Annotated in this window: 1 protein-coding gene; it reads right to left on the bottom strand. The window is 79.0% G+C overall.

Going from position 1 to position 14788, the window contains the following annotated elements; translation table 11 throughout:
- Window positions 1-74: 74 nt before the first annotated feature.
- Window positions 75-14768 carry a type I polyketide synthase gene (locus LPU43_RS00835; protein ID WP_229397814.1) on the bottom strand — a complete coding sequence of 4898 codons (14694 nt, stop codon included), beginning with the start codon at window positions 14766-14768 and terminating at the stop codon, window positions 75-77.
- Window positions 14769-14788: the final 20 nt, after the last annotated feature.

Raw genomic sequence — 14788 nt, 5'->3', positions numbered from 1 at the left:
GTCGCGCCCCGTCGTTCTCCGCCGGCACGTTCGCCATGGCTGGTCTCACTTCCTCGTCACGTGACGCGCGCGCCTCAGGAAAGCCCGAGGTCTGAGTCCAAAAGATCGAAAAGCTCCTGGTTGCTGGCGCCGCGCAGCCGGTCGGCCACGTCGGCGGCGGCGTCGGGCCGCCCGCCGTCGCCCCGCTCGGCGGCGCCGAGGTGCTCCAGCAGCCGGTGCAGCCGCATGGTGATCCGCACCCGGCCGATGTCGTCGGCCTCGCGCCGGGCGAGCGCCTCCTCCAGCCGGTCGAGCTCCTCGACGGTGGGCAGCGCCTCCACCGACGCCTCGCTGACCAGCCCGGCGCGCAGGTGCTCGGCGAGGGCCTGCGGGGTCGGGTAGTCGAAGACCACGGAGCTGGCCGGGGTGAGCCCGGTGGCCCTGGCGAGCCGGCCGCGCAGCTCCACGGCGGTCAGCGAGTCGAAGCCGAGGTCCCGGAACGGCCGATCGGCCTCCAGGGCGTACGGGCTGTCGTGGCCGATCACCTCGGCGGCGGCGGTGCGGATCAGGTCGACCAGCAGCCGGGTCTGCTCGGCGGTGGTGAGGTCGGCGAGCCGCTTGCGCAGGCCGGTGAGGGCCTCGTCGCCGCCGTCGACCGCCGTATCGGTGCCGGCGTGCAGGGCCGCCACCTCGGGCAGGTCGCCGATCAGCGGCCGGGGGCGGGCGGAGGCGAAGACGGGGGCGAAGCGCGCCCAGTCGACGTCGGCGACGGTGAGCACCGCGTCGTCGCCGGTGATCGCGGCGCGCAGCGCGGCCATCGCCGGCTCCCGGTCGAGCAGCGTGACGCCGCGCCGGCTCATCGCCACGGCGTGCTCGTCGCTGACCATGCCGCCGCCGGCCCACGGCCCCCAGTTGACCGTGACCACCCGGGCCCGGCCGGCGGGCCGGGACTGCGCGAGCGCGTCGAGGAAGGCGTTGCCGGCGGCGTACGCGCCGTGGTCGCCGACGCCCCACGCGGCGGCGATGGAGGAGAAGTGGACGACCAGCTCCAGGTCGTCGGGGTCGAGCAGCTCGTCCAGGTGACGGGCCCCGGCGATCTTGCCGGAGACCACGTCGGCGAGTTCGTCGGCGGTGACCGCGGCGACCGGGTTGAGGCGGCCGACGCCGGCGGCGTGCACCACGGCGCGCACGGTCTCGCCGTCGCGGCGCAGCCCGGCGGCGAGGGCCGCGACGGCGTCGCGGTTGGTCAGGTCGCAGGCGGCGACCGTGGCGTGCGCGCCGAGGTCGGCCAGCTCGGCGAGGGTGTCGGCGACGCCGGGGGCGTCCGCGCCGCGCCGGCTGACCAGGATCAGCCGGCGGGTGCCGTGCCGGGCGAGCCAGGCGGCGGCGTACCGGCCGATGGCGCCGGTGCCGCCGGTGACGAGCACCGTCTCGGGGGCCCGCCAGTCGGGGACGTCGGAGGCGCGGGCGGCCCGGGTCAGCCGGCGCAGGTGCGTCCCGGCGGGCCGGACGGCGAGCTGGTCCTCGGCGTCGTTGGTCAGCGCCCGCAGCAGGTGTTCCCCGGCGGCGTCGTCCAGTTCGGCCGGCAGGTCGAGCAGGCCGCCCCGGTGCGCGGGGTGCTCCAGCGCGGTGACCAGGCCGAGCCCCCAGGTGGTGGCCTGGGCGGGGTGGGCGACCGGGTCGCCGGGGCCGGTGCTGACGGCCTGCCGGGTCAGCAGCCACAGCGGCCCGGCGGGCGCGGCGGCGGTGACGGCCTGGATCAGGGCGAGGTTGCCGGTGAGCCCGGCGGGCACGTGCGGGTGGTCGGGGTGGGGGCGCTCGTCCAGGGCGAGCAGCGACACGATCCGGGTGGGCTGGTCGGCGGGGAGCAGCCCGGCCAGCTCGTCCCGGGTGGCGGCGGCGGGGTCGACGGGCAGGGTCCGCACGGTGCCGCCGTGCGCGCCGAGCAGCTCGGCGATCCGCCCGGCGGTCTCCCCCGCCGCGCCGGCCGGGACGACCAGCAGCCAGTCCCCGGTGGCGGGGCCGCCGGTGAGCTGCCGCTGTGGCCAGGTGATCCGGTAGCGCCAGCCGTCGGCCAGCGCGTCGGCCTGCCGGCGGCGGTGCCACTGCGCGAGGGCGGGCAGTTGGGCGCGCAGCGGCCGGTCGGGGTCGACGCCGAAGCGGGCGGCGAGCCCGTCGCCGTCGCCGTCGGCCACGGCCCGCCAGAACGCCTCGTCGGCGGTGCCGGGCGCGGCGGCGGCCGGCGCGGCGGCGCCGACCACGTCGCCGTCGGCGACGGGCCAGAACCGCTGGCGGCGGAACGCGTACGTGGGCAGGTCGACCGGGTCGGCGGCGGGCAGCAGCGCGGCCCAGTCGACGCGCACGCCGTGGCAGTGCAGTGCGGCCAGCGCGCCGAGCAGGGTGGCGGCTTCCCCCCGGCCGGGGCGCTGCACGCCGAGGGTCAGCGGGCCGCCGTCGGCGGGCAGCGCGTCGGCGGCCAGGGCGGTGAGCACCGTGTCGGGGCCGACCTCCAGGAGGGTGCCGACGCCGAGGTCGCGCAGGTGGGTGACGGTGTCGGCGAACCGGACGGCCTCCCGCACGTGCCGCACCCAGTAGTCGGGGGTGCGGAGCAGCTCGGGGTCGGCGACCCGGCCCGTCAGGTTGGACACCAGCGGGACGGCCGGTGGGGCGTAGTCGAGCGTGGCGGCGACGGCGGCGAACTCGGCCAGCATCGGCTCCATCAGCGGGCTGTGGAAGGCGTGGCTGACGGCGAGCCGCTTGGTGCGTACGCCGAGGGCGGCGAAGTGGTCGGCCAGCTCGTCGAGCGCGTCCACCGCACCGGAGACGACCACGGCGGCGGGGCCGTTGACGGCGGCGACGGCGACCCGCCCGGCGTACGGGGCGAGGGCGTCGGCGGCCTCGGCCTCGCCGGTGGCGACGGCGAGCATCCCGCCGCCGGCCGGCAGGGCCTGCATGAGCCGGCCCCGGTTGCCGACGAGGGTGCAGGCGTCGGCCAGGGTGAGCACCCCGGCCACGTGGGCGGCGGCGATCTCGCCGACGGAGTGCCCGGCGACCAGGTCGGGGCGCACGCCCCAGCCCGCCAGGAGCCGGTGCAGCGCCACCTCGACGGCGAAGAGCCCGGCCTGGGTGAACACGGTCTGGTCGAGCAGCGCGGCCTCGTCGGTGCCGTCGGGGGCGAAGAGCACGGTCTTCAGCGGCCGGGGCAGGTGGGCGTCGAGGTGCTGGCAGACCTCGTCGAGGGCCTCGGCGAAGGCGGGGAACGCGTCGTACAGCTCGCGGCCCATGCCGGCGTGCTGGGCGCCCTGCCCGGAGAAGAGGACGGCGAGGGTGCCGCCGGGGGCGGCGACGTCCCGGGTGAGGCCCGGGTGGCCCTGCCCGGCGGCGAGGGCCCGCAGCCCGGCCACGTACGCCTCCCGGTCGGCGGCGAGCAGCACGGCGCGGTGCCGCAGGTGGGAGCGGCCGGTGGCGAGGGTGCGGGCCACGGCGGCGTCGGCGGTGGTGGCGTCGGCCGCCCAGTCGGCGAGGCGGGCCGCCTGGGCGCGCAGGGCGTCGGCGTCCGCGCCGGAGATCACCCAGGGCAGCGGCGTCGCGGCGGGCTCGTCGCCGGCCGATCCGTCGCCGCCGGTCGGCTCGTCGGCGTCGGCCGGCGGGGCCTGTTCGAGGATGAGGTGGGCGTTGGTGCCGCTCACCCCGAACGCGGAGACCGCCGCCCGGCGGGGCCGGTCCAGCTCGGGCCACGGCCGGGCCTCGGTGAGCAGGGCGACGGCGCCGGCGGCCCAGTCGACCTGCGGGGTGGGCTCGTCGACGTGCAGGGTGGGCGGCAGCAGGTCGTGCCGGAGCGCCATCACCATCTTGATGACCCCGGCGACCCCGGCGGCGGCCTGGGTGTGGCCGAGGTTCGACTTGACCGAGCCGAGCAGCAGCGGCCGGTCGGCGGGCCGGTCCTGCCCGTACGTGGCCAGCAGCGCCTGCGCCTCGATCGGGTCGCCGAGGCGGGTGCCGGTGCCGTGGCCGTCGACGGCGTCCACGTCGGCGGGCGCGAGGCGGGCGTTGGCGAGGGCCTGCCGGACGACCCGCTGCTGGGCGGGGCCGTTGGGGGCGGTGAGCCCGTTGGACGCGCCGTCGGAGTTGACCGCGCTGCCGCGCACGACGGCGAGGACGCGCCGGCCCTCCCGCCGGGCGTCGGAGAGCCGCTGGAGCAGCACCAGGCCGGCGCCCTCGCCCCAGCCGGTGCCGTCGGCCGCCGCGGCGTACGACTTGCACCGGCCGTCGGCGGCCAGCCCGCGCTGCCGGGCGAACTCCAGGAACGGGCCGGGGGTGGCCATCACCGTCACGCCGCCGGCCACGGCGCTGTCGCACTCGCCGGCCCGCAGCGCCTGCACGGCGAGGTGCAGGGCGACCAGCGACGACGAGCACGCCGTGTCGACGGTGAGGGTGGGGCCCTGGAGGCCGAAGGCGTAGGAGAGGCGGCCGGAGACGACGGCGGCGGCGTTGCCGGTGGCCTGGTAGCCCTCGGTGTCGGCCCCGGCGGCCATCAGCAGCGTGGCGTAGTCCTGCCCGTTGGTGCCGACGAAGACGCCGGTGCTGGTGTCCCGCACGTCGGCGGGGGCGATGCCGGCCCGCTCGAACAGCTCCCAGGCGGTCTCCAGTAGCAGCCGCTGCTGCGGGTCCATGACCAGCGCCTCGCGGGGCGAGACGCCGAACAGGCCGGCGTCGAAGCCGCCGGCGTCGGCGACGAAGCCGCCCTCGCGGGCGTACGCGGTGCCGGGGGTGTCGGGGTCGGGGTCGTAGATGGCGTCGAGGTCCCAGCCCCGGTCGGCGGGGAACGGGCCGACGGCGTCGCGGCCGGACGCGACCAGCCGCCAGAGGTCCTCGGGGCCGGCCACCCCGCCGGGGTAGCGGCAGCTCATGGCGACGACGGCGATCGGCTCGTCCAGGGCGGCGGCGGCCGGGGCCGGGGCGGTGGCCGCCTCGGCGACGCCGAGGACGCGGTCGGCCAGCCAGCCGGCGAGCAGCGCCGGGGTGGGCCGGTCGAAGACCAGCGTGGCGGGCAGCGCCAGCCCGACCGCCTCGCCGAGCCGGTTGCGCATCTCCACGGCGCTCAGCGAGTCGAAGCCGACCTCCCGGAACGGCCGGTCGGCGTCGATCGCCTCGGCCGAGGCGTGCCCGAGCACGGCCGCGGCGTGCACCCGGACCAGCTCCAGCAGGGTGCGGCGGCGCTCCGGCTCGGCCAGCCCGGCGAGCCGGGCGCGCAGCGGGGACGCCTCGGGCCCGTCGTCGTCGCGGGCGCGGGCGGCCAGCAGCCGGGCCACCTCGGGGATCTGTTCGACCAGCGGCCGGGGCCGGGCCAGCGCGTACGTCTGGTGGAACCGGTCCCAGGCGACGTCGGCGACGGTGAGGGCGGCCTCGTCGCGGGCGAGGGCCCGGGCGAGGACGGCGACGGCCAGCTCGGGGCGCATCGGCCGGACGCCGGAACGGAACATGTGGTCCGCGCCCTCGGTCGCCATCATGCCGCCGCCGTCCCAGGCGCCCCACGCGACCGACGTGGCGGGCAGGCCGCGCCGACGCCGGTCCTCGGCGAGGGCGTCGAGGAAGGCGTTGGCGGCGGCGTAGCCGCCCTGGAGGCCGCCGCCCCAGACGCCCGCGCCGGAGGAGAAGAGCACGAAGGCGGAGACGTCGCCGCCGAACGTCTCGTCCAGGTTGACGGCACCCGCCACCTTGGCGCGCAGGGCCTCGGCGAGCTGCGCCAGGTCGATGCCGGCGAGCGGGGCGGCGTGGGCGGCCCCGGCGGCGTGGAAGACCGCCTCGACGCGCACGCCCCGCCCGGCGAGCCCGTCGGCCAGGGCGCGCAGCGAGTCGGGGTCGGCGACGTCGCAGGCCGCCACGGTCACGGTCGCGCCGAGGGCGGTCAGCTCCGCCTCCAGCTCGGCCGCGCCCGCCGTCGCGGGGCCCTGCCGGCCGGTGAGCACCAGGTGGGACGCGCCGTCGCGGGCCAGCCAGCGGGCCACGTGCGCGCCGATCGCGCCGAGGCCGCCGGTGATCAGGACGGTGCCGGCGGGCCGCCAGCCGGGGCCGGCCGGTGAAACGTCGGCGTCGGCGCGGGCGAGCCGGCGGGCGAAGAGGCCGGAGGGGCGTACGGCGAGCTGGTCCTCGGGCCCGGCCGCGGCGAGGGCGGCGGCGAGCCGGCCCCCGGACCGGCCGTCCAGGGTGGCCGGCAGGTCGACCAGACCGCCCCAGCGGTCGGCGTGCTCCAGGGCGGCGACCCGGCCGAGGCCCCAGGCGAGGGCCTGGCGCGGGTGGTCGAGGGGGTCGGCGCGGCCGGTGGAGACGGCGCCCCGGGTGGCGCACCACAGCGGCGCGGCGATCCCGGCGTCGCCGAGGGCCTGCACGAGCGCGAGGATGCCGGCGAGGCCGGCGGGCACGACGGGCCGGTCCGGGTGGTCGGCCTCGTCGAGGGCGAGCAGGGAGAGCACGCCGGTGAGGCGGTCGGCGTCGAGGTCGGCGAGGCGGGCGGCCAGCGCGGCGCGGTCGGGGTCGCCGACGGTCAGCGTCGCCACGTCGGCCCCGGCCTCGCCGAGGGCCCGGGCGACCTGCCCCACCAGCGGGTCGTCGGCGTGCCCGGCGGGCGTCACGAGCGCCCAGGTGCCGCCGAGGCGGGCCGCCGGGACGGTCAGCGGCTGCCAGCGCACCCGGTAGCGCCAACCGTCCACGGTGGACTCGTCGCGGCGGCGCTGCCGCCAGCCGGTCAGCACGGGCAGCGCCGCGCCGAGCGCGTCGGCCTCGGTCCCGTCGACGCTCACGGCGGCGGCCAGCGCGTCGGCGTCGGCGCGCTCCACGGCGTCCCAGAACCGCCGGTCGGCGGGGTCCTCGGCGGCGGCCCGGCCGACGCGCAGCGGCGCCTCGGGCCAGTACCGCTGCCGCTGGAAGGCGTACGTGGGCAGCGGCACGGCCGGCCCGGTCGCCGTGCCGCACACGGCGGCCCAGTCCGCGTCGACGCCGCGCACGTGCAGCTCGGCGAGGGCGGCGAGCACCCGGGGCCAGCCGCCCTCGCCGGGGCGCAGGGTGTCCACGACGGCCGCCTCCCGCGCGGCGGCGTCGACGGCCTCCCGCAGGCCGGGCGCGGGCGGCCCGACCGTCAGGAAGACCCGGTGGCCGTCGGCGAGCAGGCCGCCCACGGCGCGCTCCAGGTCCCCGGCCTCGCTGAGGTTCCGGCACCAGTGCCCGGCGTCGGGCGTGACGCCCTCGGCCGGCCGCCCGTCGGACTCGGTCGTGCCGGCCTGCCGATCGTCGGGGCCGGTCCGGTCGGCCTGTCGGTCGTCGGGGCCGGCCCGCCGGCCGTCGAGGGTGGAGTGGAACGGCAGCTCGGCGGGGCGGGCGGTGATGCCGTCGAGGTCGGCCAGGAACCGCTCCCGCGCGGCCTCGGGGCCGGCGGCGAGCGCCCGGCCGCGCAGGGCGGCGATCCGGGCGCCGTCGGCCAGGGAGAGGACGCCGGCCACGCAGGCGGCGGCGATCTCGCCGTGGGCGTGCCCGACGACGGCGGCCGGCCGTACGCCGAGGGAGCGCCACAGCCGGGCCAGGGAGAGCATGACCGCCCAGCCGGCGGGCTGCGCGACGGCGGGGTCGGCCCGATCGGGCGCGCCGTCGACGCCGCGCAGCACGTCGGTCAGCGACCAGTCCACCCAGGGAGCGAGGGCGGCCTCGCACTCGGCGATCGACGCGGCGAAGACCGGGGCGGCGTCGAGCAGCTCGACGGCCGCGCGCGCGTCGGCCCCGGAGAAGACGTCGGTGCCGGGGAAGACGAGGACGGGCGCGGGGTCGGGCAGGGCCGCGCCGGTGACCACGGCGGGGGCGTCCCCGCCGTCGGCGAGGACGGCGAGGCCCCGGGCCAGCTCGGCCCGGTCCCGGCCGAGCACGACGGCCCGGTGCGGGAACGTCGCCCGGGTGGTGGCGAGGGCGTACGCGACCTGGGCCGGCTCGGTCTCGGGGTGCGCGGCGAGGTGCGCGCGCAGCCGGCGGGCCTGCTCCCCCAGCGCGGCCCGGTCGGCGGCGGAGAGCGCGAGCGGGACGGGCCCGCCGACGCCCGGCCGGAACCCGGCGGCGGTGGGCTCGGGGGCCGCCTCCAGCACGACGTGGGCGTTGGTGCCGCTGATGCCGAAGGAGGAGACGGCGGCCCGGCGGGGCCGGTCCACGTCGGGCCAGGGCGTCGGCGCGGTGGCCAGGGTGACCGCCCCGGCCGTCCAGTCGACGTGCGGGGACGGCTCGTCCACGTGCAGGGTCGGCGGCACGAGGCCGTGCCGCATGGCCAGGACCATCTTTATGATGCCGGCGACCCCGGCGGCGGCCTGGGTGTGCCCGATGTTCGACTTGACCGACCCGAGCAGCAGCGGCCGGTCGGCGGGCCGGTCCTGCCCGTACGTGGCCAGGAGCGCCTGCGCCTCGATCGGGTCGCCGAGGGTGGTGCCGGTGCCGTGGGCCTCGACGGCGTCCACGTCGGCGGGGGTGAGCCGCGCGTTGGCGAGGGCCTGCCGGATGGCCCGCTGCTGCGCCGGGCCGTTCGGGGCGGTCAGCCCGTTGGACGCGCCGTCGGAGTTGACGGCGCTGCCCCGCACCACGGCCAGGACGCGCCGGCCCTGCCGACGGGCGTCGGAGAGGCGCTGCACGAGCAGTACGCCGACGCCCTCGCCCCAGCCGGTGCCGTCGGCCGACGCGGCGAACGACTTGCACCGCCCGTCGGCCGACAGGCCGCGCTGCCGGGAGAACTCGACGAACGTGCCCGGGGTGGCCATCACGGTCACGCCGCCCGCGAGGGCCAGCTCGCACTCCCCCGACCGCAGCGCCTGCACGGCCAGGTGCAGGGCGACCAGCGACGACGAGCACGCCGTGTCCACGGTGACGGCCGGCCCCTCCAGGCCGAACGTGTACGCCACCCGGCCCGACAGCACGCTGCCCGAGGTGCCGGTGCCGATGTAGCCCTCCACCTCGGCGGGCAGGTCGAGCAGGCGGGAGGCGTAGTCGTGGTACATGACCCCGGCGAAGACGCCGGTGCGGCTGCCCCGCAGCCGGTGCGGGTCCAGCCCGGCGGACTCGAACGCCTCCCACGACGTCTCCAGCAGCAGCCGCTGCTGTGGGTCCATCGCCAGGGCCTCGCGCGGGCTGATGCCGAAGAAGGCGGGGTCGAACTCCGCGGCCCGGTGCAGGAAGCCGCCGTGTCGCGTGTACGAGGTGCCGCTGTGGTCCGGGTCCGGGTCGTACAGCGAGTCCAGGTCCCAGCCCCGGTCGGCCGGGAACTCGCTGATCCCGTCCCCGCCCGTGGCCAGCAGCTCCCACAGCTCGTCAGGGTTGTCGACGCCGCCCGGGAACCGGCAGGCCATGCCGACGATCGCGATCGGCTCGTCGAGCCCGGCGGCGGTCGCCGTCGCGGCGGCGGTGGCGGCGACGGCCCGGCCGCCGGCCAGCTCGGCGTGTACGTGCTCGGCGAGGGCGCGCGGCGTCGGGTAGTCGAAGACGAGGGTGGACGGCAGCCGCAGCCCGGTGGCCGCGTTCACCCGGTTGCGCAGGTCCACGGCGGTCAGCGAGTCGAAGCCCAGCTCGCGGAACGCCCGGTCGGGGGCCACCGCGTCGACGCCGCCGTGCCCGAGGACCTGGGCGACGAGGCCCCGGACGAGGGCGTCGACCTGGTCGCGGGCCTCCTGCGGGTCCAGCCCGGCGATCCGGTCGGCCCAGTCGCCCCGCCCCGCCTGGCGGCGCGCGGGGCCGCCGCCGAGCAGCGCGCGCAGCAGCGACGGCACCCGGCCGGCGACGACCTGCGCCCGCATCGCCGGCACGTCGATCACGGCCGGCACGAGCGCCGAACGGTCGGCGGCGAGGGCGGCGTCGAAGAGCGCCAGGCCGGTTTCGGCGCTCATCGCGGCCAGGCCGCCCCGGGCGGAGCGGGCCCGGTCGGCGTCGGAGACCGAGGCGGCCATGCCGGGGGTGTCCCACATGCCCCAGGCCAGGCTGACCGCCGGCAGCCCGGCCGCCCGGCGGTGCGCGGCGAGCGCGTCGAGGAACGCGTTCGCGGCGGCGTAGGCGGCCTGCCCCGGGGAGCCGAGGACGCCCGCGACCGAGGAGAAGAGCACGAACAGGTCGAGGTCGAGGCCACGGGTGGCCTCGTGCAGCCACCAGCCGGCGGTGGCCTTCGGGGCCAGCACGCGCGCCAGCCGCTCCGGGGTGACGGCGGTGACCACGCCGTCGTCGAGGACGCCGGCGGTGTGCACGACGCCGGCCAGCCGGCCCGGGACGCCGGCGACCAGCTCGGCGACCCGGTCGCGGTCGGTGACGTCGGCGGCGACGACGTCGACCCGCGCGCCGAGGCCGGTCAGCCGCTCGGCCAGGGCGTCCGCGCCGGGGGCGGCGGGGCCCTGCCGGGACACCAGCAGCAGCGACCGCGCCCCGTGCCCGGTGACCAGGTGCTCCGCGACCAGCGCGCCGAGCGCCCCGGTGCCGCCGGTGACCAGCACGGTGCCGTCACCGAGGGCCGACACAGCGCTGAGGACCGGCGCGGTGCCGTCGCCGAGGGCCGGCGCGGCGTTGTCGTTGCCGGCCGGCACGGTGCCGTCGGCGAGCGCCGGCCCGGCCGGGGTCGGCGGGAGGGCGGCGCGGACCAGCCGGGGGGTGAGCACCGCGTCGCCGCGCAGCGCCACCTGACCGCCGGTGGCCGCCGGGTCGGCGGCGACGCCGGCCAGCACGGCGAGGGCGGCGGCGTCCGCGTCCCGGTCGAGGTCGGCCAGGACGATGCGCTCCGGGTGCTCGGAGCGGGCCGAGCGGAGCAGGCCCCACCCGGCCGCGCCGGCCAGGTCGGTGACCTCGTCGCCGTCGCCGGCCGCCACCGCGCCCCGGGTCAGCACCACGAGGCGGGTGTCGGCGAGGGCGTCGGCGGCCAGCCACGCCTGGACGGTGGCGAGCACGGCGGAGGCGGTCGCCCGGACGGCGTCCGGCACGTCGGCGTCGGCCGGGGCGGCCACGGGCAGCACGAGGGCGCGCGGCGGGGTCGCCGCGTCGAGCACGGCCGCCACGTCGGCGTACGCGGGCAGCCAGCCCAGGCGGGGCGCGTCCGGGCCGGCGAGCAGCGCCCAGCCGGAGAGGTCGTCGACGGGGGTGACCGCCTCGGGCTGCCAGTCGACGGCGAACATGGACCGCTCGGCGACGCCGGGGGCGGACACCCCGGTCAGCTCCCGCAGCACGAGGGAGTCGACGGAGACGACGGGCGCGCCGGTGGCGTCGGCGGCGACGAGTCGCACGGCGGAGCCGGCGCGGGTCAGCCGCACCCGCAGGGCCGCCGCGCCGGCGGCGTGCACCTGCACTCCCTCGAACGCGAACGGCACGCGGGGCCCGCCGCCGGTGCCGGCGTCCAGCAGCCCGATCGGGTGCAGGGCGGCGTCGAGCAGCGCCGGGTGGACGGCGAACGCGGCGGCGTCCGCGCCGTCCTCGGGCAGGGCGACCTCGGCGTACACCTCGTCGTCGCCGGCCCAGAGCCGGCGCAGGCCCCGGAAGGCGGGGCCGTAGGTCAGGCCGCGCGCGGCGAGGGCGTCGTACCAGTCGGTGAGGTCGACCTCGGCGGCGGCGGGCGGCCACGCCCCGAGGCCGGGCTCGTCGGCGGCGGCGGGTTCCAGGACGCCCTCGGCGTGCCGCACCCAGCCGGCGTCGGGGTCGTCCTCGGGCTGGGCGTGCACGGTCACCGCGCGGGTGCCCGCCTCGTCGGCCGCGCCGACGCGCACCTGCACCCGCAGGCCCCCGGCGGCGGGCAGGGCCAGCGGCGCGGTGACGGTCAGCTCCCGTACCCGGGCCGCGCCGACCTCGTCGCCGGCCCGCACGGCCAGCTCGACCAGCGCGGTGCCGGGCAGCACGACCACGCCGCCGACCGCGTGGTCGGCCAGCCACGGGTGGGTGGCGAGGGAGAGCCGGCCGGTGAGCAGCACCATGTCCTCGCCGGCCACGGAGACCGCCGCGCCGAGCAGCGGGTGCCCGGCCGCGCCGAGGCCCGCGCCGGTGACGTCGGCGATCCGGCCGACGGGCTCCAGCCAGTACCGCTCGTGGTCGAACGCGTACGTGGGCAGGTCGATGCGGCGCGCGGCACCGGCGGAGAGGCCGGACCAGTCGACGGCGAGGCCGTCGGCGTGCAGCCGGGCCAGGGCCTCCAGGGCGGCTCGGGGCTCGGGGCGGTCCTTGCGGGACAGCGGCACCAGCACGGCCGCCGGGTCGGCGAGGCAGCCCTGCGCCATGGCGGTGAGCACGCCGCTGGGGCCCAGCTCGACGTACGTGCCGACGCCCGCCTCGGCCAGGTGCGCGACGGCGTCGGCGAAGCGGACGGCCTCGCGGACGTGCCGCACCCAGTAGCCGGGGTCGCAGAGCTCCTCGGGCCCGGCGACGCGGCCGGTCAGGTTGGACACGATCGGCACGGTCGGCGGCCGGAACGTCAGCCCCTCGGCGACGGCGGCGAACTCGGCGAGCATCGGCTCCATGAGCGCGCTGTGGAAGGCGTGGCTGACCCGCAGCCGGGAGGTCGGCGCGCCCCGGTCGGCCCAGAGCGCGGCCAGCTCGTCGATCGCCCCGGCGGCCCCGGAGACGACGACGGCGGCGGGGCCGTTGACGGCGGCGATGTCGACGGGGCCGGCGACGCCGGCCAGCGACCCGGCCACGGCCGCCTCGCCCGCGCCGACCGCGAGCATCGCCCCGCCGGCGGGCAGGGCCTGCATGAGCCGGCCCCGGGCGGCGACCAGCGCGGCGGCGTCGGGCAGGGAGAGCACCCCGGCGACGTGCGCGGCGGCCAGCTCGCCGATCGAGTGGCCGGCGAGGAGGTCGGGGACCAGCCCGAACGAGCGGGCGAGCCGGAACAGGGCCACCTCGACGGCGAAGAGCCCGGCCTGGGTGAAGACCGTCTGGTGCAGCAGCTCGGCCTCGGGCGTGCCGGCTTCGGCGAAGAGCACCTCCCGCAGCGGCCGGGGCAGGTGCGGGTCGAGGGCGGCGCAGGTCTCGTCGAGGGCGGCGGCGAAGACGGGGAACGCCTCGGCCAGCTCGCGGCCCATGCCGGCGCGCTGCGCGCCCTGGCCGGAGAAGAGGAAGGCGACCCGGCCCCGGGCGGCGGCGGTGCCGGTGACCACGGCGGGGTGCGGTTCGCCGTCGGCGAGGGCGTTCAGCCCGGCGAGCAGTTCGGCGCGGTCGGCGGCGAGCACGACGGCCCGTTGGCCCAGGTCGGCGCGGTCGAGCGCGGCGGCGGCGACGTCCACCGGGCGGGCGGAGTCGTCGGCGGCGAGGTGGTCGGCCCAGCGCCGGGCCTGCGCGGCCAGCGACCCGGCGGTACGGGCGGCCAGCGGCACGGCCACCAGCGGCGGCACGGCGACCGGGGCGACCGGTGCGGGCTCCTCGGCCGGGGGCTGCTCGACGATGACGTGGGCGTTGGTGCCGCTGATGCCGAACGACGACACCCCGGCGCGGCGCGGCCGGTCGCCCGCCGGCCAGGGGTGGGGCTCGGTGAGCAGCTCCACGGCGCCCGCGTCCCAGTCGATGTGCGGGGACGGCGCGTCGACGTGCAGGGTGCGGGGCAGCACGCCGTGCCGCATCGCCATGATCATCTTGATGATGCCGGCGGCCCCGGCGGCGGCCTGGGTGTGGCCGAGGTTCGACTTGACCGAGCCGAGCCGCAGCGGCTGCCCGCCCGCGCGGTCCTGCCCGTACGTGGCCAGCAGCGCCTGCGCCTCGATCGGGTCGCCGAGCGTGGTGCCCGTGCCGTGCGCCTCGACCACGTCCACGTCGGCCGGGGAGATCCGGGCGTTGGCCAGGGCCTGCCGGATCACCCGCTCCTGGCTGGGGCCGTTCGGGGTGGTCAGGCCGCTGCTCGCGCCGTCCTGGTTGACGGCACTGCCCCGGATCACGGCGAGGACGCGCCGGCCGTCGCGCTGCGCGTCGGAGAGCCGCTGGAGCAGCAGCACGCCCACGCCCTCGGCCCAGCCGGTGCCGTCGGCGGCAGCGGCGAACGACTTGCACCGCCCGTCGGCGGCCAGCCCGCGCTGCCGGGAGAACTCGGCGAAGACGCCGGGGGTGGAGAGCACGGTCACGCCGCCGGCCAGGGCGAAGTCGCAGTCGCGCTGGCGCAGCGCCTGCACGGCCAGGTGCACGGCGACCAGCGACGAGGAGCAGGCGGTGTCGATGGTGACGGCGGGCCCCTCCAGCCCGTACGTGTAGGCGACGCGCCCGGAGACGACGCTGCCGGAGTTGCCGGTGCCGAGGTAGCCCTCCACGCCCTCGGGCAGGTCCAGCACCCGCGAGGCGTAGTCGTGGTACATCACCCCGGCGAAGACGCCGGTGCGGCTGCCGCGCTGCCGCTGCGGGTCCAGCCCGGCGGACTCGAACGCCTCCCACGCGCTCTCCAGCAGCAGCCGCTGCTGCGGGTCCATCGCCAGGGCCTCACGCGGGCTGATGCCGAACAGGGCCGGGTCGAACTCGGTGGCGTCGTAGAGGAAGCCGCCCTTGTCCGCGTACGAGGTGCCCGGGTCGTCGGGGTCGACGGAGAAGAGCCGCTCCAGGTCCCAGCCCCGGTCGGTCGGGAAGTCGCCCACCCCGTCGCGGCCGTCGGCGACCAGCCGCCACAGGTCGTCGGGGTTGCGCACCCCGCCCGGGTACCGGCAGGCCATGCCGACGACGGCCATCGGCTCGCGGTCCTTCGCCTCCACCTCCCGCACGCGCCGCCGGGCCTCGCGCAGGTCGGCCGTGGCGCGCCGCAGGTAGTCGAGGAACTCCGCCTCAGTGGGCATCGGGCCACTCCGTCTCGTGG

Source organism: Micromonospora okii, assembly GCF_020884795.1.
GTDB classification, from domain to species: domain Bacteria; phylum Actinomycetota; class Actinomycetes; order Mycobacteriales; family Micromonosporaceae; genus Micromonospora; species Micromonospora okii.
The sequence above is the reverse complement of the archived record's forward strand: the minus strand, read 5'-3'. Positions and strand labels throughout refer to the sequence as shown.